At 41.9% G+C, this 23,469-nt stretch carries 19 protein-coding genes; 5 read left to right on the top strand and 14 right to left on the bottom strand.

The annotated features are described in order from the left end of the window. Positions 1–2: 2 nt before the first annotated feature. Entirely contained in the window at positions 3–884 is an 882-nt protein-coding gene (locus ATS72_RS12510) for an ABC transporter ATP-binding protein (protein ID WP_058430141.1), read from the bottom strand. Positions 885–1,068: 184 nt separating this feature from the next. On the opposite strand from ATS72_RS12510, the gene ATS72_RS12505 reads away from it, so the two are divergent. Next, the gene (locus tag ATS72_RS12505; RefSeq protein ID WP_008130030.1) at positions 1,069–1,746 is read left to right on the top strand and encodes a nitroreductase family protein; all 678 of its coding nucleotides are present in this window, start codon (positions 1,069–1,071) and stop codon (positions 1,744–1,746) included. Here the strand turns inward: ATS72_RS12505 and ATS72_RS12500 are convergent. The 3 genes from ATS72_RS12500 to ATS72_RS12490 are packed head-to-tail and all read right to left on the bottom strand — an operon-like array spanning position 1,739 to position 6,385. Continuing rightward, complete coding sequence (locus ATS72_RS12500; protein ID WP_058430140.1) at positions 1,739–2,812, bottom strand: efflux RND transporter periplasmic adaptor subunit; 1,074 nt, start codon at positions 2,810–2,812, stop codon at positions 1,739–1,741. The genes ATS72_RS12505 and ATS72_RS12500 overlap by 8 nt on opposite strands. Then, the gene (locus tag ATS72_RS12495) at positions 2,802–6,077 is read right to left on the bottom strand and encodes an efflux RND transporter permease subunit (RefSeq protein ID WP_058430139.1); all 3,276 of its coding nucleotides are present in this window, start codon (positions 6,075–6,077) and stop codon (positions 2,802–2,804) included. The genes ATS72_RS12500 and ATS72_RS12495 overlap by 11 nt, the downstream gene beginning before the upstream one ends. Before the next feature lie 5 nt (positions 6,078–6,082). Beyond that, on the bottom strand, positions 6,083–6,385 hold the full coding sequence (locus ATS72_RS12490) for an ArsR/SmtB family transcription factor (protein ID WP_006794225.1): 303 nt from the start codon (positions 6,383–6,385) through the stop codon (positions 6,083–6,085). Positions 6,386–6,516: 131 nt separating this feature from the next. Here ATS72_RS12490 and ATS72_RS12485 point away from each other — a divergent pair, with 131 nt between their 5' ends. Together ATS72_RS12485 and ATS72_RS12480 are read left to right on the top strand one after the other, a co-directional pair. Further along, positions 6,517–6,705, top strand: coding sequence for a YgaP family membrane protein (locus tag ATS72_RS12485; protein ID WP_058433110.1), 189 nt, complete (start codon positions 6,517–6,519; stop codon positions 6,703–6,705). Positions 6,706–6,710: 5 nt separating this feature from the next. Continuing rightward, the gene (locus tag ATS72_RS12480) at positions 6,711–7,055 is read left to right on the top strand and encodes a rhodanese-like domain-containing protein (RefSeq protein ID WP_039038386.1); all 345 of its coding nucleotides are present in this window, start codon (positions 6,711–6,713) and stop codon (positions 7,053–7,055) included. An 81-nt stretch (positions 7,056–7,136) separates the two neighbouring features. On the opposite strand, the gene ATS72_RS12475 is transcribed toward ATS72_RS12480, so the two are convergent. The 7 genes from ATS72_RS12475 to ATS72_RS12445 all read right to left on the bottom strand — a co-directional run bounded on the left by ATS72_RS12475 (position 7,137) and on the right by ATS72_RS12445 (position 17,454). After that, positions 7,137–7,961, bottom strand: a complete 825-nt coding sequence (locus tag ATS72_RS12475) for a hypothetical protein (protein WP_235591568.1) — start codon at positions 7,959–7,961, stop codon at positions 7,137–7,139. 43 nt (positions 7,962–8,004) lie between these two features. Then, the gene (locus tag ATS72_RS12470; protein ID WP_058430137.1) at positions 8,005–8,550 is read right to left on the bottom strand and encodes a PH domain-containing protein; all 546 of its coding nucleotides are present in this window, start codon (positions 8,548–8,550) and stop codon (positions 8,005–8,007) included. Positions 8,551–8,874: 324 nt separating this feature from the next. Then, the gene (locus tag ATS72_RS12465; protein WP_058430136.1) at positions 8,875–13,179 is read right to left on the bottom strand and encodes an alpha-1,6-glucosidase domain-containing protein; all 4,305 of its coding nucleotides are present in this window, start codon (positions 13,177–13,179) and stop codon (positions 8,875–8,877) included. Between the two features lie 22 nt (positions 13,180–13,201). Then, the gene (locus ATS72_RS12460; protein WP_058430135.1) at positions 13,202–16,081 is read right to left on the bottom strand and encodes a TonB-dependent receptor; all 2,880 of its coding nucleotides are present in this window, start codon (positions 16,079–16,081) and stop codon (positions 13,202–13,204) included. Positions 16,082–16,237: 156 nt separating this feature from the next. After that, a complete protein-coding gene (locus tag ATS72_RS12455) occupies positions 16,238–16,855 on the bottom strand; it encodes a LysE family translocator (RefSeq protein WP_058403591.1) in 618 nt (205 codons plus the stop codon). Beyond that, complete coding sequence (locus ATS72_RS12450) at positions 16,856–17,038, bottom strand: hypothetical protein (protein WP_058430134.1); 183 nt, start codon at positions 17,036–17,038, stop codon at positions 16,856–16,858. Positions 17,039–17,055: 17 nt separating this feature from the next. Further along, the gene (locus ATS72_RS12445; protein WP_006794216.1) at positions 17,056–17,454 is read right to left on the bottom strand and encodes a DUF3224 domain-containing protein; all 399 of its coding nucleotides are present in this window, start codon (positions 17,452–17,454) and stop codon (positions 17,056–17,058) included. A gap of 88 nt (positions 17,455–17,542) precedes the next feature. On the opposite strand from ATS72_RS12445, the gene ATS72_RS12440 reads away from it, so the two are divergent. Beyond that, complete coding sequence (locus ATS72_RS12440) at positions 17,543–19,321, top strand: ABC transporter transmembrane domain-containing protein (protein WP_058430133.1); 1,779 nt, start codon at positions 17,543–17,545, stop codon at positions 19,319–19,321. A 35-nt stretch (positions 19,322–19,356) separates the two neighbouring features. Here the strand turns inward: ATS72_RS12440 and ATS72_RS12435 are convergent, their stop codons facing one another. Further along, positions 19,357–19,989: an OmpA family protein gene (locus ATS72_RS12435; protein WP_008129859.1), complete on the bottom strand. Its 633-nt coding sequence runs from the start codon at positions 19,987–19,989 to the stop codon at positions 19,357–19,359. 177 nt (positions 19,990–20,166) lie between these two features. On the opposite strand from ATS72_RS12435, the gene chrA reads away from it, so the two are divergent. After that, positions 20,167–21,321, top strand: coding sequence for a chromate efflux transporter (gene chrA, locus ATS72_RS12430; RefSeq protein WP_058430132.1), 1,155 nt, complete (start codon positions 20,167–20,169; stop codon positions 21,319–21,321). Here the strand turns inward: chrA and ATS72_RS12425 are convergent. Beyond that, positions 21,284–22,540, bottom strand: a complete 1,257-nt coding sequence (locus ATS72_RS12425) for a mechanosensitive ion channel family protein (protein ID WP_058430131.1) — start codon at positions 22,538–22,540, stop codon at positions 21,284–21,286. The two genes, chrA and ATS72_RS12425, sit on opposite strands and share 38 nt — an antisense overlap. Then, a complete protein-coding gene (locus ATS72_RS12420; RefSeq protein ID WP_010557733.1) occupies positions 22,537–23,457 on the bottom strand; it encodes an acetyltransferase in 921 nt (306 codons plus the stop codon). Before ATS72_RS12420 ends, ATS72_RS12425 begins: the two co-directional genes overlap by 4 nt. Positions 23,458–23,469: the final 12 nt, after the last annotated feature.

Here is a 23,469-nt window from a genome sequence, read left to right as displayed (position 1 = left end):
CCTTATGCTACTTGGCTATTACGATGATTGAGCAAAGTAGAAAAGTACACGTCTTCTAGGTTTGCATGGCTTGATTGAAAACCTTCAGGGGCTTGTTCCGCTAATACATGCAATATGGTTTGCCCAGCAAATAAGCGTTTAGAAATAACAGGTAGCTGTGGCTCAAGCTCTTGCGCTTCTTCTTGGCTCATGGCTTTGCGCCAAATTTGGCCTTGCAACTTGTCGGTAAGGGCAATGGGGTTACCCTCTAATAATATTTTTCCGCCTGCCAGTACTGCCATGTTTGGGCATAGTTCAGCAACGTCTTCTACTATGTGGGTTGATAATATAACGACTTTTTGCTCACCTAAGCTTACTAACAAGTTATGAAAGCGATTTCGCTCTTCAGGGTCTAGCCCTGCAGTTGGTTCATCAACAATTAGTAAATCAGGGTCACCTAGTAAGGCTTGTGCAATACCAAAACGCTGGCGCATACCGCCCGAAAAGCCACTTACCGCTTTTGAGCGATGTTGATATAAATTAGTATGTGCTAGTAGGCCTTCTACCGACTCTTTACGCTCGCCTTTGTTATGAATGCCCTTTAAAACAGCCATATGGTCCAGCAAGTCGTAAGCACTAACACGTGGGTATACACCAAAATCTTGCGGTAGGTAACCTAAACGTTGGCGCAAAGCCTGTGGGTCTTTAAAAACATCAATACCATCAAAGGTAATTGCCCCCGAATCGGCAGATTGCAACGTAGAAATAGTACGCATTAGTGATGACTTCCCGGCACCATTTGGCCCAAGTAGCCCAAACATGCCTTTACCTATTGATAAATCAACACCTTGCAGAGCGTGCACGCCGTTGTCGTAGGTTTTTGATAACCCTGTTATTGATAGCATTTTTTACTTCCTTGAATTGTAAGTATTATTTTTATACTGTTTTATACCACATTAAAAACGGGAACATAAGTTACGCAGTGGCCAACTTTGTAACAATAAATAAACAACACACTCTAATAACACTTGCTAAGAAGTGAGCCTCTCGGTATAAAAAGCACACACAACTTACAAGAAGCGAAAAGCCATGCAAGAACATAAAAACCAGCCATTGACCGATTTTATAGAATACTCACACGATGAAATGTTAGCCCGTGCAAATGAATTTTTACAAACAAGCCAGCGCCGCCATAGCATTCGCAGTTTTAGTGACCGCCCAGTGCCAAAAGAGATTATCGAAACCTGTATAAAAGCAGCGGGTACAGCACCTAGTGGTGCAAACCACCAGCCTTGGCATTTTGTGGCTATTAACAGTAGCGATGTAAAAAAACAAATACGCGACGCGGCTGAAAAGCTAGAGCGCTCTTTTTACGAAGGGCGAGCAGGCGAGGAGTGGCTGGATGCATTAAAACCATTAGGGACTGACGCGAACAAACCCTACTTAGAACATGCACCTTGGCTTATTGCTGTGTTTAGTCAAAAAAAGGGCGGCGTGAGTACTGACGATAAAAATACAAATTACTATGTGCATGAGTCTGTTGGGTTAGCAACGGGGTTTTTAATACAAGCTCTGCACCGAGCAGGCCTTGCAACACTTACTCACACCCCAAAACCTATGAGCTTTTTAACAGACATTTGTGGCCGCGATAAAGATAACGAGCGCCCTTATATGCTATTAATTGCAGGCTATCCGGATGAGCATGCAACAGTACCAATGCACGCCCTAGATAAAAAATCGATTGATGAAATAGCCAGTTTTATTTAATACCGTGCAAGGGGGAATAATCAATAGCGAGTACATCACCCTCTTTAAGGCCAGCAATTACATGGTGCTTGTTATTAACCATTGTACCTAACCTTACGAAACGTTTAACTGGCGTTTCGTTTTCTAGTACATACACCATGTTTAATTGCCCAAATTCATGTACCCAGCTTGGCTCAATTAAAATACCTTGAGCGCTTTTTGTAGGTAACTGCAACTGTGCGTAAAGCCCAGGAATTAACCCTAATTGTGTATTCGTGTCTAGGCGAATAAGCAAGCTACGCGCGCTACTGTCGGCAACAGGGACTATCTCGCTTACTACGGCAGGTGTTGTTATTGACAAAGATGGAAGAACCACATTTAAGCTATCTCCAAGTTTTAATTTTACAGCTTGTTGTTCACGCACATTAAATTCAAGCTGTAATTGCAATGGGTTATACACAGTAATAAGTGGCTTGCCCGGTGTTGCGGTGTCGCCGGGCTCGGTTAAACGCTCAACCACAACCCCCGAAATAGGCGCTATAATTTGAGTATAATTTAGCGCCACTTTTGCTTGTGCTTGCTGCTGCTGAGCTGCGGCTAAATTAGCAGTGAGATTATCAAATTTAGCCTTAGCATCATCCATTTCACTAACAGGCACCAACCCCTTCGCATTTAAATCACTCACTCTAACTAATTGCTTTTGAGCTTGCGTCAACGATGCTTTCACCGCGTTAATATTCGCGTCGCTTTGTGCTAACGCCGCTTTAAAATCATCTTGTTTGAGGGTAATAAGTAAATCGCCTTTAGTGACCTTATCGCCCGCTCGTACTTTTAGCTGCTCAACCTGCGCCATAACATTTGATGAAATTTGCGTATTTTGTTTAGCAATTACACTACCCGGTACCTGCTCAATACCGGTGATGCTTTGCAGCGAAATGGTGACGCGCTCACCCTGATAATTACTTTGTTGTGATTCTTTTAAACCAGCAGTTTGCTGGTCAGAAAAGCTGCCTGCCATGTAAAGCACAGCCATAATAATTACCAATAAAGCGATCAAGGCGCCGATTAGTTTTGATTTACCCTGCATGCGCTTCACCCTCTGAACTTGCAAACACTAAATAATAAACAAGTGGCACTACAAATAACGAAAATACAGTAGACGCCACAATACCAAAAATTATCGCAATCGCGAGCCCGCTGAATACCGGGTCAAGTGTGATTACTAAGTTACCCAATAAAGTCGTGCCTGCGGTTAGTAATACAGGGCGCATGCGCACTGTTCCAGCAGCAACCAGCGCATCTTTTATAGCCATACCTTGGCCTCGGGCTTGATTAATAAATTCGACTAAAATGAGCGAATTACGAACCACAATACCAGCAAGGGCAATCATCCCAATCATTGCTGTGGCGGTAAATAATACTGGCTCAGGAGCGCCAGCTATAGCACGTTCTCCAAACTGATTTAATAACCAGAAACCTGGCATAATACCTATGACCGTGAGCGGAATAGCCGACATAATAATTAGTGACAAACTCGCAGATTGTGTTTGAACACGTAAAATAATAAAGATGGCACTAAGCGCAAAGGCAAATGCAATTCCCATATCCCTAAACACATCTATGGTAATACGCCACTCCCCCTCACCACTAAAGTTGGCATACGTACCTTTAGGTAATTGCCATGGTGCAGTACCGCCATTGTTAAAAAAGTGGCGGTTTATCCACGGTGTTTTTTCAAAATAGTTAGGCTCGGCGTTAAAGTCAGCATTTACGTCTGCAATAATCTCTGCTGGCGTTCGACCGTTTAGCTCAGCCATAACATAAATTACATCACGTTGATCTTTACGAACCCGAATGTCAGCAACCTGATGTTGCGTAAATTCACCTAATTCTGAAAGCGACACTAATGGCCTAGGTGCACTTTGTAAGCCAAATTCATTACTGGTTTTAGCTAAATCTCTATCACCTCTGACTTGCAGTGCAAGTAATTGCGAAATTTGATTACGTTCGCTGTATGGTAACTGTAATTTAATATCAACAGGCTCAGTTTCAGAGCTTACGTAAAGTACACCGATGGTTTCACCTTGTGTTGCAACACTTAACGATTGAGCAATATTTTGAGTAGAAACTGCACTGATTGCCGCTTTGCTCTTATCGGTTACAAAACGCTGTAAAGGTGAAGGTGCAACCATAGAAGTATCCACTTCGACTACGTGTGGCTCTTGCTTTAAACGTTCAGCTAATTGTTTAGCTGCTTGGTAATGAGTTTGCTGATCAACAAAATCATCTCGGTAAACCTCAGCAACTAAAGTACTTAATACGGGCGGACCAGGAGGCACTTCAACAACTTTTATTACTATGCCGTGTTTTGCTAAAGGTGCGAGCTGTTTACGTAAGCGCATAACCACAGCATGTGATTGATGCTCACGCTCAGGCTTATCAATCAATAAGACTCTTAGCTCTGCTAAATGTGTCGCTTCACGGCGATAATAGCCACGTACCATGGCATTAAAATCCATACTTGAAGGCTTACCAACGTAGGCTGCTATTTCACTTACTTCGTTTAATTGCCAAGTGAGTGTTTGCACTTGCTTGGTAAAGGCTGCGGTTCGTTCTAAATTTGTGCCCTCTGGCATGTCTATTAATACTTGTAGCTCATTTTTGTTATCAAACGGTAATAGCTTTAAAGGCACTAAACGCATCATTGGTAGCATGGCGCTAATAATAAACAAAATTAATGTGCCCCATAATACCCATTTTGCGCGCTGCTTTGAGACGAGCAGTGGGCTTAATAACGTTCGATAAATACTGATTTGGGGCTCAATTTTAGTGTGGGTATCTGTATTGGGCTTGAGTAACTTCATCGCAAGCCATGGCGTTACAAAAAACGCCACAATGGTGGATACCATCACGCTGATTGGAACGTTAAATGCCATAGGTGCCATGTATGGCCCCATCATGCCGGTAATAAATGCCAGCGGAATAAATGCCACCATAATCGTTAACGTAGACATAAGTAATGCACCGCGAATTTCGCTCATTGCACCAACTATTTGCTGCTTTTTGTTGCCTTTTTTATTTAAAAAACGGCTTATATTATCAATGCCTGTAATTGGGTCATCTACCAATAAACCTAACGATAAAATAAGTGCAAATAACGTTACTCGGTTAATGGTATAACCAAACGCAAAATCCAGTGCCAGTGTAATGCCATAGCAAATAGGCACCGCTAACCCAACAACAATGGCGGGTCGCCAGCCCAAAAACACCCCAACAAATATCACTACCGTAAATACGGCAAATACTAAGCTTGATGTTAGATTATTTACTTTTTCATTGGCGGTTTGTCCGTAATCTCTTAATACCGAGTAGCTCACTTCTGGCGGTAAAAGCGTGCGTGATAACTCGGCCATCATTTGATGAACATGGTTTGCCACCGCCACGGCATTCGTGCCTGTTTGCTTAGCCACACTTAATGTGACCATGGGTAACTGTTGAGCATTAGAAGATTGTGCAAGCCATTGGTAATGTTCGCTCTCGCTAGGTCCGTCAATCACGCTTGCAATATCAAGTAAGTAAACGCTCTTACCGTTTACTACATTCACTACAAGCTGCTCCACTGCAGACTTATTACGTAAAACGTCACCCGCTTGCAAAGCTATTTTTTGCTGACCATTTACAACACTGCCTAGTTGCGTAAGTTGATTAGATACACTTAATGCGTAAAGTACATCGCTTATAGTCGTTTTGTGAGCAGCCAACGCGCTGGCGTTTAAATTAATAGTGAGCGTGCGTTTACGCCCAGCAATCACTTTTACCTCGCTGGTGTTTTCAATACGTTGTAAAGCACTCGCAATTTCGTTTGCAAATCGTGTTAATTCGTAATCGCTATAGAGTTGTGGATCTTTGCTGTACAGCCCAAGCATAACAATGGGAACATCATCGACCTCAATGGGCCGAATTTGCCAATTTTTAATAACAGAAGGCATTGTATGCTGGTAACTATTAAGCTTGGCGTAGGTATCTAAAATAGCTTGTTCGCGATCATGCCCCACCTCAAACCTAAGTGTCACCACGCTAGCGCCAGTTTGTGTGGTTGAATAAATATGTTCAACACCGCCGAGCTGGGAAAGTAACTTTTCAAGAGGCTGAGTCACCAACCGTGTCACTTCGGGCGCTTCTACATTAGGAGCCGATACATATATATCAAGCATAGGCACCACTATTTGCGGCTCTTCCTCGCGAGGCGTTTGTTTTAAAGCAAACAGACCAAACAAAATTGATAACACAAAAATAATAACCGGAATACGACCCGTTAAACTGCTTTTTACTGCGTTATCAATCATGTTCATTACCACTACCCCTTACAAAACAAACCATACAATGTGCCTAAAAGATGAATAGCATTCTGATCAATCACACGGTAATAAATAGTTTGCCCCTCACGGCGAGTAGCAACAATATTCGTTTTTCTAAGGGCAGCCAAATGCTGAGAAAGTGCCGACTGCGCTAACGGCACCGCTTCATTAAGCTGTGTCACGCTCATTTCGGTATCTTGCAACGAACATAAAATCATTAAACGATTTTTATTAGCTAAAATTTTTAATAGCTGCTCAGCTTGCTCAACGTTCCCCGCCATAGCAGTAAAATCAATATTCATATAAAGCTCTAATAATCTAATGTGATCGCAGTATAAATTGTTACATTAGAAAAGTCTAATATTAGGATTTACTAATATATAAAATACGATTATAGTAATTAGGTATTTAACTGGATAAGTGACCGACTATAATGAAACTCAATAATGCGCTTCGTCTGATCGCTGGCATAATGATTGTGATCTCAATTTTATTACAAACCTATCACGATCCTAGGTGGGTATTTTTTACAGTGTTTATTGCCCTAAACTTGATGCAATCGGCTTTCACTAGCTGGTGCCCTATGATTACACTACTACGCAAATTTGGCGTTAAGGAATAAATATAATGCTTACTTCTATCCCCGATTTACTAAAAGTTATTACACCTAACCAACGACGTATCGACGCTGAGCAAGCAAAACAAGAGATTAGCGAAAACAAGGGCTTACTTATTGATGTGCGCGAACCCGCAGAACATGCCACCAATCCTGCTGTAGGCGCTATTAATATTCCGCGTGGCTTACTTGAAATGAAGTTGATGGAAATAGAAAAAGACGCTTCCCGCCCAATTTATCTGCACTGCGCTAGTGGCGCACGCGCCACATTAAGTGCTGAAGCAATTACACGTATAGGATATGAAAACGTCACCGTCATTACTTGTAACGCAACGCAAGTGTGTGAAGCTTTTTAATTATGGTAAACCCAAATAATTAGGGCTTTAGCTAGTAGACTCGACGATAAAAATCGTCGAGTCTACTGATTCAAGTTGGGCTTAATTTGTTTGAAAATAAAAGCGCGTTTCTGTTATTTTTTCAATAATGTCATACTCTAAGCCCATGTGGTTATACTCACCCTGAGTTGGTATTCTTGAACTGTAATTAACAACAACACCCCAATGGTTATCACTCACTCCTCCAAAAATTATGCTCATACTTTTGTCATCATTTTTAGTGATAGCAGCAACATTATAAGCATCCATTAACTCCCTAACTTGCTGAGTTTCTGCTGATAACTTCATTAGCTCTTCATTTTCACCTAACTTAAAAACTTTATAATTAGCTGAAGGAACAAATCCCGCATACTTAGAAGGATAATAAGTAACAAGTTGAGCTGGCGTGAAAAATGTATTATTTATTCGATAAACAAACATGTCGGTTTGCTGAATAAGATTTAGATCTTTTGACTGATTTAATTTAACAAGCTCATTCATCGTTACTCTTAAAAAGTCGTCAATTAAGCCTAACCTTTCTTCCTTACATGCTTGTTTTTTACATATCGTAACATTAGGTAATTTGGAGAGTTGTGTCTTATTAATATTTAAGAAATTGCGCCCCAAAACACCTAAATTAAAGTTTGCAAACGCTTGTTTATCTTTATCACTTTTAAACTTAGTTGGGTGAATATCAAGAAAACTAAAAGGATAAAATAACGGCAGATACGCTAGTGGTAAATCACTTTTAGGTAATATATCTCCAGCATGCTTTAGAAATGCTCTATATTCTGTGTCTATATCCTCATTAAAATAAGGAGGCATACCACCGGCCTTAATAGCCGCCGCATTAATCAACAAACATAAAAACAGTCCATATCTCAGCATATTTTTTAAGACCCTTATTAAGTGCTTTTTTGTATAGCAAAAGCTATTTTTTCTCATCAATTAGCGTAACAAGCATGTTTTCTATGTTTTTTACGCTATAGGTAAGTGCACGTATTAGCTCTAGTTGGCTTTGCGGGCTTTCTTCATTTGATGATTTTGCTGGTGTGCTCGCGGTTAAGTTATTTTTTTGCTCAAGTATGGCTTCTCTGAATTCACTGGCATTTTCAACACCAAGTAATGACACCAATGCACCGTGGCCAGACTGTCCTGCTGTTTCAAAACTTAAACGATACAGCCCAAACATGCGCATTATTGGGCCTTGACTTAGGCCTACATCGGTTATTTTTTCAAGTGGTATTGATTTTTCTTCTTTAAAAAATATCCCGCGTTTTACAACGAGTTTTTGCGTGAGCAATTGTGCTGACATAGCCGCCAATATTCGCCCTCCCACCAGCCACACAATCGCCAAAACAATAGGTAATAACGGAATGGTCACGAGTGCTAACACACTAAAAAAAGCGGCCATTAGCATCCAGTATTGCTGCACTTTAGGGTCGAAAGATGCACTTTTTAAAACGTGGTTATTCATAAGTTTATCCTTAATTTAATGAGAGCGTATACCCTGTACAAGGTCGTTTTTACGCCTTTAGATACTCAAGTTACGTGAACAGTAACTTTAATGCAATTTAACTTCTTACATTGAAATAAATTGTCACACTTCCTTTTATAATCTCCCTTTAAACAAAAAATATCTTCAACCTCAGTTCTGAACTTGCTTCACTTTACATAAAGTGTATTTTCACATTGGAACGCAAATACCATGGGTTAACACCCGTTTTTAATATACTTTTAATTAGGCATTAAAAAAGCCGAGCAGGATTATGCTCGGCTTAGGTCTGGGAAAATATAACTGCTACTGTTTGTTTATAAGTATGCTCACATTTTCTCTATCTGGACCTATTACCTTAAAGGTGTAAGTACCTTGTTCGGTAATACTCAGTTCTATATTGGCACCTATAGCTTCGAGTGAAGTAAGCTCACCAATGGTGGCTACAGGTGCATCACCTGCTCCGCCATAATCAACGGTACTCCAATCTTCAGACGCTACTTTAAATTCATAGTCGCCCGCTTCTAACTCTATGGATGTAGAGTAAACCGCATTACCCTCGTACATCAGTGGGTTGTCTGTTCCCCATCCATTTAAGCTGCCGCGAATAAACACCGGTGTTTGTGCAAACATTTCAGCGTTAAGTACTTTGAGCGTTACATTATTTAAATCACTGGCATCAAATACAAACTGGTATTCACCTTGCTCGGCAATATCTAAGGTCATATTTGCGCCTGCAACCGATAACTGCTCTGCTGTGCCTATCATCACACTTGCATCCCCCTCGCCAGAGCCGTAATCAACCGTGCTCCAATCTTCTGACGCTACTTTAAATTCATAGCTTGCAGCGCTCAGTGTTTTAGTAAAGGTGTAAATGCCTTCTCCTTGATAGCTCAGCTCATCGGTTACTCCCCAGTCATTAAGCGTACCGCGCACATAAATAGCGGTGCCTACAAATGGCTCTTCGTTGAATAAAGTAAGCGTTGGGTTTTCAGGGTTTGAAGCATCAAGCGAAAATACATAAGTTGCATCAATGGCTGCATTAAAGGTCATGTTGGCACCTGAGCGCGTTAGTGGCTCACTTTGGTTTTCTACAACGTCTTTATCGGCATCAGAAAGCGCACCAAAATCAACCGTAGACCAATCTTCTGAGGCAATTTTAAATTCGTAGTCGCCAGCACTGAGTGCAATTGCTATACGGTATTCACCTTCGCCAATATATTCAAATGCATCACGTGTGCCCCAGTCGTTTAACGTACCACGAACAAACACAGCGTTGCTGCCATAAGGTACTACATCAGGTGCGCCTACGGTTGCATTTGCACTTAAACCAGTACCTTGGCTCTCACCTTGGTTTTTAGTAAAAACAGCTAACGTATAAGGAGGTACAGTGAATGTGCCTTCGTTATCGCCTTCGGCAAAATTGGCGCTGGCCATGCTTGCATCAACACTGTTTTTTAATACGTCATGTAATTCAAAACCCGCTGCAGTGGCAATGGTATGGCTAAGAGTTTGCTCGGTTGCGTTAATCACCACTACAAGCGCGTCAAATGCTGGATCTAAGTCTGTGAGTTCTTCACCATCATCAATGCTCATTACAATTAAGCCGTGCTGCTGGTTTTTACCCACATTGTGAAATCCGACACGGTCGATAACATCTTGTTCAGTTGTTAATCTAAATAACGGGCTTGCGCTGCGGATAGCCAAGAATTCTTGAAATACATCACCTGCATACGCTATGTCTTGCGGCATTGCCTGTGCATCTGCATTAGCAGAGATAGGCATAATTTCAGACCATTTTTCTTGGTTCTTCTCTGCGTTTGGTAAACCAATGTTCCAGTTATTATTCTCTTTGGTTAAATCAACAGCATTAAACCAATCACCGGCATTATAGCTATCACGGTCCATTGACTTAGAACGCAGTAAATCAGCGCCCAATTGCATAAATGGGATGCCTTGGCTCATAAGTGGAATCGACAATGCCACATTGTGCGCGCGCACACGTTCCTCAATACTCATGCTTGATGCATGTTTGTATTGCAACTGATCCCACAGCGTTTCGTTATCGTGTTTTGATACGTAATGAATGCTGTCGGCAGGGTCAAGTGCATACGCCGTTGGTTGAGTGTTCCAAGTAAAGCTATTACCTTTAGATGAATTACCTTTAAAGTCTTTTAAAATGTAATTTTGTAAGTTGCCCGCCAGCGATAACCGTAACGTGTCTTGTTCGGCTAGGTTGCCATCTGTCGGGTTATTGCTAAACATTGCACCACCACGCACGGCTTCGCGAATACGGTCGTTAAATGTGCCTACCTCTGAGCCTGCCATATCAGCTTGTTTAGCTTGTGTGAATAAACGATTGTTGGCTACTTCACCAAAATCCCAGCCCTCACCGTAAAAATAGTTGTCAGGGTCAACGGCTTGCACGGCTTCACGCGCAGCTAATATTGATGATTTAGGCATATGCCCCATTACATCAAATCTAAAACTGTCGTAGCCAAATTCACGCGCTAAAATAACCATTGAATCAGTAACAAACTTATCCATCATTACATGCTCTGTCGCTGTGTTTTCACAACAGGTTGAGCGCTCTATTTCACCACTTACTTCGCTATAGCGGTGGTAGTAACCCGGCACTAGTTTATCAAATACCGACTTATCCCAAATGCCCGATGATGTTGTATGGTTATAAACCACATCCAGTACAACACGAAGTCCTACTTCTTGCAGTGATTGCACCATAGCGCGTGTCTCAACTACGCGAGCAATGCCATCGCTGCTTGATGCATACGAGCCTTCAGGCGCAATAAAATGATGAGGGTCATAACCCCAGTTAAAGCCGTCTAAATCACGCATCGCACTGGCTAATGCTTGTGCATCGTCTGAGCCAGGTAGGTAACTTTGCATAATATCGACAATAGTGCTGTTTTTATCTTCGATTTTACATGCATCGGCTTCATCGTTAATACGCTCACATAATTTACCTAAGGTGTCTGTAATTTCCACACGCTGTGAAGCATCTTCTTCAATGGTGCCAATATCAGTCACTGGCAGTAAATGAAAGTGTGTTAAGCCCTTATCTGCTAATTGCTTAAGGTGCTGCATTGGCACGCTTTCAAGTTCAGTGAATGCAAGGTATTTACCACGGTTTGCTTCGCTTACTGACTGATCACGCACACTAAAATCACGTACATGGCCTTCATAAATAACCGCATCTTCTGGGTTAGTAATAGTAGGCACGATACGCTCATCCCAGCCTTCTGGTTTAGTGTCTTCATCGGCTAAATTAATCAGCTGGCTGTATAAGCCATTGGCAGATACATTGAGTGAGTAAGGGTCTGTACTCCATAGCGACTCTATTTGCTGAGTCAGTGGGTGGTAAACATCAAAATTAAAGCGATAGTAATGGCGGTCATATTGCGTATCTAAACTTACTTGCCAAATACCTGTCTGCGTATTTAATGTCATTGGCGTGGAGTGCACTTGTGTTTTTGCATCATCAAACACGTTTAGCACCATGTTATTCGCGGTGGGTGCCCACACAGTTACATCAATCGTGTTATTGCCATAATTTACGCCAAGTAATGCCTCGTTAGCATCGTCTTCGCCTTGTGTGTAAAGGGCATCGAGTGCTTTAGCGGTTTGTACAAAGGTTGCTTCTAGTAGCTTGCCTTCACTATCGTAGCCTGCAACAACAAGCTGTTGCTTTATAAGCTGCTTTGCAGCGTCTGCATCCCAACTACCTTCATAAGCAATCCAATCCGTTAAATGTGGTACTTTTGCAGCTTGCTCATCAGTTAACTCGCTTGCAGTCAGCTCAACGGTTTCACCATTTAGCCCAGTGTCTAAATCAACCACCAAGTCAGCGGCTGCTGAAGAATGTAACTTAATGATTTGTGTAAGCTCATTACTTGGCTTATACAATACTGTATTTAAATCAATCCAATGTGCTGATGCACCATCTATCGCCACCGGACGTTCGCCCAAGCTTAAAATAGGGTATTCAAACACCGAAGGCTCACCATGAATGGTAAAGTTCATACGCTGAAACTTTTCATCGTCTTGCATAAGCGGCATGGTTAAATCAACATCACCAAACGCTTTACCCGATCCTTCTGTGCCAATGTGCACAATAAAGTTAGCACACTCGTTATATCCTTCTTTGAGATTAATTATCCAGTAGGCACCGTAGTTTGGGTCAATCCCATCGTATTCATGGCCGTTAGCCCAATCGCTCGTGTCAAACGGAGGTGCGTAAGCATCACACACATCGTTATTCCACGAATGTAATCGGTAACCTTCGTAGTTATCGTCGGCTAAACGGTTATAAAATAAAACCGCCTCACCTTCACCAGCAAATACAATAGGATCAGGCAGGGTTGGGTCAGCGCCCACTACACAGCTTTCGTTTTTTTCATCCGGTACAGTAGGCGCTGCACACGTTATAGGTTCAGGGTCCACACATTGCGAGCCTGCTTCGTTTGGTACTTGTGGCACATTACAGGTTAAAAGCTGCTGCCCCGATTCAACCTTATTTGTCCCACCACATCCTGCTAATATCATTAACCCTAAGGCTATTAGCAAATATTTAGACATTGTTATAATTTTCATTTTTAAACGCTCCGTTTGCTAATTAATGACTGTATGTAAAACCAAGATAAAACTGACGACCAAAGTACTGAGTAGTCCCTGTTCGCTGCTCTGAGCCAAAGTAACTTTGGGTTGGTTCATCGGTTAAGTTATTAACTTGCAAAAGCATGGTGAGTGAATCGCTAAAGCGATAAGACGTTTGAAAATCGATGACTGTTTCAGCATCAAAATTGACCACTTGTTCGTTAATGGCAACCTGCTCTGATACAAACTCATCGCGGTAGCGTACATTAAGGCGCGTTTCAAAATCGTCTAAAGCATAAAATAACGTAGCATTAAGCACATTATTAGATAACCCAGGTAAAGATTGAACGAGAGTATCGCCCCCTAAACTGGTGATCGATTCAATTTCACTTTCGGTGTATGAATAACTTGCATTAGCGCCTAAGCCATTAAATGGTTCTGGTAAAAAGGTAAACACTTGCGTATAGGCAAGCTCTAGCCCTCTAATGTAGCCACCTTCGCCATTATTAACTGCTGTGGTGTAAATACCGTTTGTTGTAGCAACTTGCTCACCACTGACCGGATCTTCTATAGAATCAGGGACATTAAAGCCATTACCTTTAAAGTCGAAGTTCTCAATCGATAACGTTTCAACAAACGAGTCTATATTTTTATAAAATAACGCCGCAGCGACAGTGCCGTTACCTTCTTCAAAATAATATTCGTAAGATAAGTCGTACTGGTCAGCATAAAAGGGTTTTAAAAATGGGTTGTTATTACTTGAACCATTAATAACACCATCGTCACTTACGTTTGCGCTGGCATCGCCCGCTAAACGGTTAATTGGTGCACGCGACATGACTTTAGCCGCAGCAAAGCGTACAAGTGAATTGTCGTTAAGTTGCAGGTTTAAATTTAGCGAAGGCAGGTAATCTGTATATTTAGTGCCTAATACATTAGGCGCGTATAAGTCATTAACAATGCCGTTCTCATCAACAATATTTTGCGCACCTAAGCGCGCATCGCCTGCTACGTTTTCAAGTACGGTTGCTGATTGGTCGGTTTCGATACGGCGCACACCCACATTACCTGATAGGTCAAGGCCGGCAATTTGCGTGTTAATGTTTACCATCACGTACGCGGCTAGCACATCTTCAAACACCGAACCGCTTTGTAACACTGACCACGAATAGTTCGTTGTGTAACCTTGCGCGTCGTCTACGCCATCGGCGTTGCCCCATGTTTGAACGGGTTCTGGGGTGCCATCTGGAAACCACGCATTAAGTGCTTTATCTAAATCAATGGCTAAATACGATGGGAAATAACTAAAGTCGCCCTGCCAATCAACCACTGATGCCATATCGTCGGTTAAACGCAAAGGGGGCTGCGTTGTTGAAAATGCCCCGTCGTTACCGTACTCAAACACCGAGCGCTTTCGGCTGTATTCTCTATCTGAATAGCGTGCACCAAATTCTACTGAGCTAAAAATATCGCCTTCTAACTCGTATTTAAAATCGAGTCTAAATGCCGTTACTTCATCTTCTGTTTGATCAGGGTAAATACCATATTTACTGACCATCACACGGTCTATATCGCTAAAGGCGGCCGCCTGATTAAACCCAACGTCAGGTAAATTTAACCCATTTAACTGATAGTTAATTGCAACGTTGTTATCAAATACTGGCGTTTCTGCATTGGCATCTTCAGCTACTAAGCTCCACAACAAACCGTTTCTAAAATTACTTTTTGCGCGAGAAAGCGCTACATCAGCATTAACATTTAGTCTATCGGTTACTTGCCAATCGGCATTAACGCCAAAGCTGTCTACTTCGTCAAAATCTTGGTTGTCGTCATTCACTATTTCAACACGGGTATAACTTTGTGAAGTACGATTAACCGCAGCACCAATTACAGCATTGCCATCAAGTTGCGCATTTGCGTATGCCGCAGATGGGCCACCTAATTTAACCCTAAAACCACGGGCAAATGACTCTTTATCAAAGCGCGATAAAAACGCGTCACCTTTTAATTTAAAATTATCTACCGGTGCCCACTCTATGGCAGCTAAATAGCCATTACGGGTTTCTTCACCGCCTAAATGCTGTAGCTCAAAGCCTTCGCTAATGTATTCACTTTCTGGGCTATCTATGGGGCCATTTGTGTCGTTTGGTACGCCATCAACATCTTTTCTATCGTTGTATGCAAGGCCAATAAACTGTGTTGCTACACTTGGCTGAAATAAACGCGCAAACCCCAGTGCTACACCTAATGTATCGTCTAAATATTTACCTTGATACGAAAAGCTAATTCGGTCACCAAACTCAGTGGCATCCGATACCTCAGATGCACGGTCGTTATACATACCGCGCACATTAGCTACAAATTTATGCTTTTGATCATTATTGAGTGGGCTGGCTGTTTCAAGCTCTACCGTACCTGCCACACCACCTTCTATAAGCGATGCCTTTGGCGATTTATATACCGCCGCAGAGCTAATTAATTCTGATGGGTATTGGTCAAACTCAATACTGCGGCTACCACTTGTAGATACCTGCTCACGACCGTTAAGTGTTGAAAATACAAAGCCGCCCGACAGCCCGCGTATATTAATTTGTGCAGCCTGCCCACCAGTACGCACAGCTGAAATACCCGGTAAACGAGTCAGTGCATCGGCCATTGAAATATCAGGTAATGCGCCTAGGTCATCAGCAGAAATTTGTTCTGACACCGTATCGCTAAATCGCTTTTGGTTAAGCGATTGAATTAAGCTGCGACTAAAGCCGCGCACTTCAATCACTTCTACATCGGTTTGAACTTGAGCGGTTTTGCTCGTCTCTTCAGGTGGTTCTTCAGTAGCTGCAATAGCACTATTGGCGGCAAATAATGCCAGCATGAGCGCATTTAATTTAAACTTTTGCATGTGTGTGCCTTTTGGTTATTGTTTTGTGTGGTGTGTCAGTGCAGTAAAAACACAACCAACAAATTGTAACCAAAAGGTGAATATTTTGTGATGAATACGTATGCAGTATAGCCTGCTTAGGCTGCAGCTATTTTGAGCAATTTAGCTAGCAATAGCTTAAATACTCACTACCACCCTAATGGCTAAGGCAACAAATACAAAACCCAGTACTTTGTCTAACCATGGATTGTGTTTAGTAAACCCAAAACGGTTTTTAGAAAGCTCTGTTAGGGCGGCAACAAGTAAGTACCAACCGGTATCAATCACAAATACAGTTAAACACATCACCATTGCAATGCTTAAGGTAAGATTTTCTGGATCAATAAACTGTGAAAACAAGGCTAAAAAGAAAATAGCAAGTTTGGGATTTAAAAAGGCAATGGCAAACCCATCTTGTAATGCTTTAATGCTACTCACTTCGCTATTTTGTATTTTAAGTTCATCATTGTTGGGTTTAGACAATAAAATTTTAATTCCTAGGTAAGCTAAATAGGCAGCGCCTAAATACACTAACACCTGATACACAGTAGGAAACTGTAGCATTAACGCACCCAAGCCAAGTAATGAGGCTCCCGCATATAGTCCCACTCCAATACCATGACTTAGCGCCGCTAGCATGCCGTTTTTCATGCTGCCGTTGAGCGAATGCTTTAATACAACCGCAAGGCTTGGACCCGGCGACATTGCGCCCATCATACAAATAGCAACTAGGCCTAACCACATAGAAAGAGTCATTTACAGCTCGTCAATTTCAATAAATAATGTATAACCATGCACTTGCCCATAAAAACCGGTTATTGGCACTGCGCTAATTACTTTCCAGCCATCTTGATTTAATTCCTGTATGCGCTCATTCAGCGCCGCTATATTTACCCCACCCATAAAGCGGGTCTTTCTAAATTCGATTACTTTTTGCATTTAAATCCCTGTGTATCTTATAACGTGTATTGAAAATCGTAGTAATGTACACCGTTTTCAATGCGTATTTTCATACTACCGGCTAATCCTTCTAGCTCATCAGTGCCTGAGTCGGAAATTACAGTTAAAATTAGGCTGTCTTGGCCTTTATCCATAGTGCCAAAATGCTGTAATACAAAGCTGCCTTTTTTGCCTTCAAGTTCGCCTATTACTTGCTCTATTGCTACATAACCAGCACTGCCTTGCACAGGTGTCATAGCGCTTAACATTTCACCTTGGCTAGAAGCATTAAGCTTGCCTGTAAATGTTTTATCAATCGACATACGCCCTAAATTAATGCCGTTTTGTCCTTTGGCATAGCCATCTAGTGGGGCTAATGCCACCGTAAATTGGCCTGTTACTATGTTGCTTGTCATAACAATTCCTTATTGATGATTTTTAAAGCTATTGATTTTTAATCCAATGATGCCATATCTATACCTCAACTTATAAAAAGAATCCACTATGCCAAACAGTACCCCCGCAACCGAAAAAGCTGCCTTTAGCAGTTTATTGCCTATTTTTGCATTTATAAAACCCTATAAATGGATGGTTATAGCAGCCCTTGGCGCTTTATTAGTAACGGCTGGCGTTAATTTATCGTTAGGCCAAGGGGTTAAGTTTGTTATAGATCATGGCTTTATTGCGGGCTCTCAAGCGCAACTTCAACAAGCTGTATTGGTACTTATTGGTTTAATTAGCTTATTGGCTGTAGGCACCTTTAGCCGATTTTATCTAATGTCGTGGATTGGCGAGCGAGTCAGTAACGATATTCGTAAAGCCGTGTTTAATCGCATTGTTACCTTGCACCCAAGCTACTTTGAAGAAAACCGCAGTGGCGAGCTTATGTCGCGTTTAACAACCGACACCACTTTGCTGCAATCAATTATTGGCTCATCGTTTTCTATGGCGCTGCGTAGTGCGTTAATGCTGGTTGGCGGTTTGGTAATGTTATTAATTACCAACTTAAAGCTTACGCTCGTAGTGGTTGCGTGTGTGCCACTGGTATTAGTGCCAATGATGGTATTTGGCAAAAAGGTGCGTAAACTTGCAAGCTCGAGTCAAGACGCCATTGCCGATATAAGCACCTATGCCGGCGAGATCATTCAAAATATTAAAGTAGTACAAAGCTATAGCCACGAAACACAAGAGCAACATGCTTTTGCACTTGAAACCGAAAAAGCCTTCAACGTTGCCAAAAGCCGCATTAAACAGCGCTCGTTTTTAATTGCCGCTGTAATATTTTTAACCTTTAGTGCCATTAGCGCAATGCTTTGGGTTGGCGGCAGTGATGTACTGGCAGGCACTATGACCGGGGGTGAACTGGGTGCGTTTGTGTTTTACGCTATTATGGTGGCAATGTCGGTGGCAACGGTTGCAGAAGTGTACGGCGAATTGCAAAGAGCGGCAGGTGCAGCTGCCCGTTTACTTGAATTACTGGCCGTTAAAAGTGAAATTGAAAATCCAGAAAACCCACAAGACGCTCAGCTACAAAATAACGCAACTTTGCCTGCAATCTCGCTTGAAAATATCAGCTTTAATTATCCGTCTCGCCCGGATGTCAGTGCACTTAACAAAATAAGCTTAAGCATTTCGCAAGGTCAAACAGTCGCTATTGTTGGCCCATCTGGCGCAGGTAAAACAACCTTATTTGAGCTACTACAGCGCTTTTACGACCCAGCTAGTGGCGCAATAAAATTTTACGATATTGATATTAAGTCGCTCTCTTTAAACACTCTGCGCGATAAAATGGGCATGGTGGCACAAAACCCTATTTTATTTAGCTCAGATGTAATGCATAACATTCGTTACGGCAATCCAAACGCCACTGATGAACAAGTATACGCTGCTGCAAAACATGCCCATGCTGATGAATTTATTAAACAATTACCACAAGGGTACAACAGCTTTTTAGGCGAACAAGGCGTTAGGTTATCGGGTGGTCAAAAGCAGCGTATTGTATTGGCACGCGCTATTTTAAAAGACCCTGAAATACTCCTTCTTGATGAAGCTACCAGCGCACTTGATGCGCAAAGCGAGCACCACGTTCAAGCCGCGCTTGAGCACTTAATGCAAAATCGCACCACGCTTATAATTGCGCATAGGCTAGCAACAGTTATCCATGCAGATATGATTGTAGTTATGGAGAATGGCGAAATTATTGCAACGGGCACTCACCAAGAATTAGTAGCAAGCAACCCGTTGTATCAAAAGCTGTGTGAATTACAGTTTAATAAAGACTAGGGTCTTAACAGATTGAAATTCGTACAGGCTAGGCGTTAACCCTCTGTGTTTGGCACTATTTGAATTTCTACACGGCGGTTTTGAGCACGGCCATTTGCAGTATCGTTAGTGGCAATTGGGCGTGTTTCACCAAAGCCGCTAGTGCTAATGCGTGCTGCCATAATGTCTTGGTTAGCTAAGTAAGCCTTTACACTTTGAGCACGTTCGCGCGATAAGTTCATGTTGTAGCTATCTTGCCCTGTGCTATCTGTATGCCCTTCTACGCTTAGGTAGGTTTTCTCATACTTGTTCATAACTTTAGCAATGGCGTTTAGGGTATCATTAAACCCTGTTGAAATGTATGATTGGTCGGTTGCAAACGTAATATTAGATGGCATAACTAAGCGCAAGTTATCGCCTTCACGTACCACCTCAACACCCGAGCCGGCTAATTCATCACGAAACGCTTCTTCTTGCTTATCCATGTAGTCACCTACAGCTGCACCTGCTAATGCGCCAATAGCAGCACCAATAAATATACGCTTGTCTTTGTGGTTACCTGTTGCTTTACCCAACACGCCACCAGCAGCTGCACCAATTGCCGCGCCTTTGCCGGTGTTATTCATTTCGCAACCTGAAAGTAATACGGCTACCACTGTAACGCTTAAAAGTGATTTTGATAATGTCATGATGATGTCCTATTCATTTAGAATTTAGCAACAGTATGAAATTACCTGTATGAACAAACTATGAAGTGCGTAACAATCGCCTTATAATTTTGTTATTAACCCTACAAAATTGAGTTTTAATAAATATGTCACATTCCTTTGTGACAATTTAATGAAATCAAAAAGGATAAAAGCGCAATGCTAATTGCTATTTTTAGACAGTTTTTTTTACTTGGCTGCATGAGCTTTGGTGGCCCAGCGGCACACTTAGGCTATTTTAAGCGCCACTTTGTAGATACACTAAATTGGATCACCAACACACGATACGCGCAATTAATTAGTTTAAGCCAAGCGTTGCCGGGGCCTGGTTCGAGCCAAGTGAGCTTTGCTATTGGCGTTGAACGCGCAGGGATATTAGGTGGTATTACCGCATTTGTTGGTTTTACGCTGCCATCTTTTTTAATTATGGTGATACTGGCCATTAGTGCACACCAATTTGATGCCGTTTACTATGCGATTATTGCAGGCTTAAAATTATTTGCCGTGGTCATCGTAGCTGATGCCACACTGTCTATGGCTAAAAGCTTTTGCACAAGTGCGGTACTTAAGTTACTTGCACTGTTTAGCACCTTAGCGCTTGTTCTACTGCCCGTGTTAAGCACGCAAATTGCAGTTTTAGTTATTGCTGCAACTATTGGTGCTATATGGCCTTTATTAAAATTAGGCGAGGCAAATCAAAATACGAATACCGACACAAAAAGTAATATTAACTGGGTTGCTCTGAGCTTATTTGCATTATTACTGGCTATTAGCTTTGCCCCGCTTGGAAAAGAATTTGCATTATTTGCGCCTTTTTACCAAGCAGGCGCTATGGTGTTTGGTGGTGGGCACGTTGTATTACCCGTACTGCAAGCTGGTGTACCTGCGCTGAGTGATGACCAATTTTTAAGTGCTTATGCCAGCGCTCAAGCAATCCCTGGCCCTATGTTTACTATTGCTACTTATTTAGGTGCACAACTTAATACTGCGCAGCCTTTATTTGGCGCACTGGTTGCTACGTTATTAATTTTTGCACCCGGCTTTTTATTGATGTTAGCATTTCAAAAAAGCTGGCTTAACTTGGCTAATAAACCGCGTTTTGCTAGTTCAATTGCCGCACTTAATGCCGCCGTTGTGGGCTTTTTGGCCGCAGCTTTATACTCACCTATTTGGACATCGGCAGTGCACAGCTGGTTACATATTGGGTTAGTTGTTGTAGCTTTTGCATGGCTACGACTTAAAAAGCCACCTATTTGGTGGCTATTAATATTATTTATTAGTGTGGGTCTTGCACAGCATTATTGGGCACTTTAATACTGGGCTTTTCAGTTTGCCCTGCATTGGTTGGTGGGCTTAACTGCCCACTCACACTTTGATAAGCGCGCAATCCAAAAATAGGCAGCACGGCAAGTAAGTGATCCATTATTTCGGCTTGCAAATGTTCGTAAGAAATCCAGCGCTTATCTTCACTAAAGCAGTAAAACTCAATAGGTAAACCGTGGTTTAAAGGTTGCAGCTCCCGCACCATTAAAGTAAGCGAAGAGTTTATTTTACTATGCTGCTTTAAATACCCTTCGGCATAACGACGAAACAGCCCTAAATTAGACACAGGCTCTGGCAATGCCGATACACGAATATACTCGTGCAGCGGAATAGCGGCGTCTATTTGCGCTCTAAACTCGTCGTTTACTAGGCAAATGCTGTTCATATCAATATTGAGTGAGCGCTTAATCCGCCTTCCACCCGACTCTTGCATACCACGCCAGTTTTTAAACGAGCCTGCCACCAGCATGTACGTAGGAATAGTCGTAATAGTGTTATCCCAGTTACGTACTTTTACCGTGTTTAAACCTAAGTCTATTACCTCACCATCGGCGCCATAATTATCAACTTGTATCCAATCACCATAAGTAACTAACCGGTTAGCCGCAATTTGTATACTGGCAACAAACCCTAAAATCGTATCTTTAAATACTAATAAAGTGACGGCGGCAATCGCACCAAAACCCGAAAGAATATACGTCGGTGATTTTTCAAGCACAATACTAACAATTAAAATGCCACAAACAATAAAGGTAATTAGCTTTACAACTTGCACAAGGCCCTGAATGGGGACTTCTCGAGCAAAGTCTAATTGGTTATAAATAGCAGCCGCAAGACTAACAATGCTGCTGATAATAAAACCGGTATAAATAATTAATAAAGCTTGGCCTATGGTTTTAAGTATTTCAGCCGCTAACTCACCAACCGGATAAAAACTGTCGAAGGTGGCTAAAAACAATACACAACACAGTAGCCCAGCAATACGCTTATTAAGCTTAGTTAACATTGGAGAAAGCGCGCCAATACGCTCAGGCGATAACTTAGTAACCACCTTTTGAATACCTGGCAGCATAAGCCTGCGAGTAAATAAATACACAACAAATAACGAACAAATGCCAATGGCGGTAGCCGTTAGTGCACTAAAAAAAGCAGCGTCGGGGACATTTTCAAACCAAGGAGCAATTAGCTCTTGTATATGGGTGTTGGTCATAGTGTTTTGGCTTCCTTACTAATTTGTGCATCTGGCATAGCTTGCTGGGCATAAATACCTGCCAATTGCTTATCTTTTGCAACCCATAAGTCGTTCACATATTGTTGAAAGTTAGCTTTGAACGCTTCATCTGTTTGGTAACTACCTAACATAGTGTCGGTAATAGCCATTACATCAATTGATACGTGAATAGAGTCTAGCTCACCTTTTAATAAGTTGCGGCACACATGATCTGACTTACCGCTATAGACCAAACTGGTATTTAACATAGCATCAAACTGGGTTCCGAGTACCTCAAGTGCAAATGCAATTCCGCCTGCTTTTGGCTTTAGTAAATGCTTAAACGGGCTTTGCTGTTGTGCGTGTTTAGCGGGGGTATAACGCGTTCCTTCAACAAAGTTGATAATAGTTGTTGGATGGTTACGAAAGTTACGACAGCTGTTTTTGGTACGCTCTATGTCTAACCCTTTAAGCTTTGGGTTTTGAGCTATTTGCGCTTTGCTTACACGTTTCATAAATGGCATTCCCATCGCCCACGCACCTGTGCCAATAAATGGCACATATTTTAAATCGTCTTTTAAAAAAAACTTAGGCGCGGGTAACGCATGCATCGAACTAAGCACCGTAATATCTAACCAACTCATATGGTTACAAATTAGTAAGTACCAACTTTTTGAGTTTAAATCACCTTTCACATCAATTTTAATGTCTGGGCAGCCTAGCCATAAACCCAATCGGTTACCGTTACACCACCCCCGATAAGCGCTATGTAATAAACGATTAACAGCATGAATAGGCAGTAATAGTTTCACTAATCCTAAAAGTAATACCAACACGCCAAAAATTATAAGGTTAGTAAATAATACGCAGCCTACAATTAGGCCGTTTAGCCAATTTGGTAACCATTTTTTTAGCATAACTGTAAGCTC

The organism is Pseudoalteromonas sp. 13-15 (assembly GCF_001468205.2).
Lineage (GTDB): Bacteria > Pseudomonadota > Gammaproteobacteria > Enterobacterales > Alteromonadaceae > Pseudoalteromonas > Pseudoalteromonas marina.
Note: the sequence above shows the minus strand (reverse complement) of the source record. Positions and strands in the feature narration are given on the sequence as shown.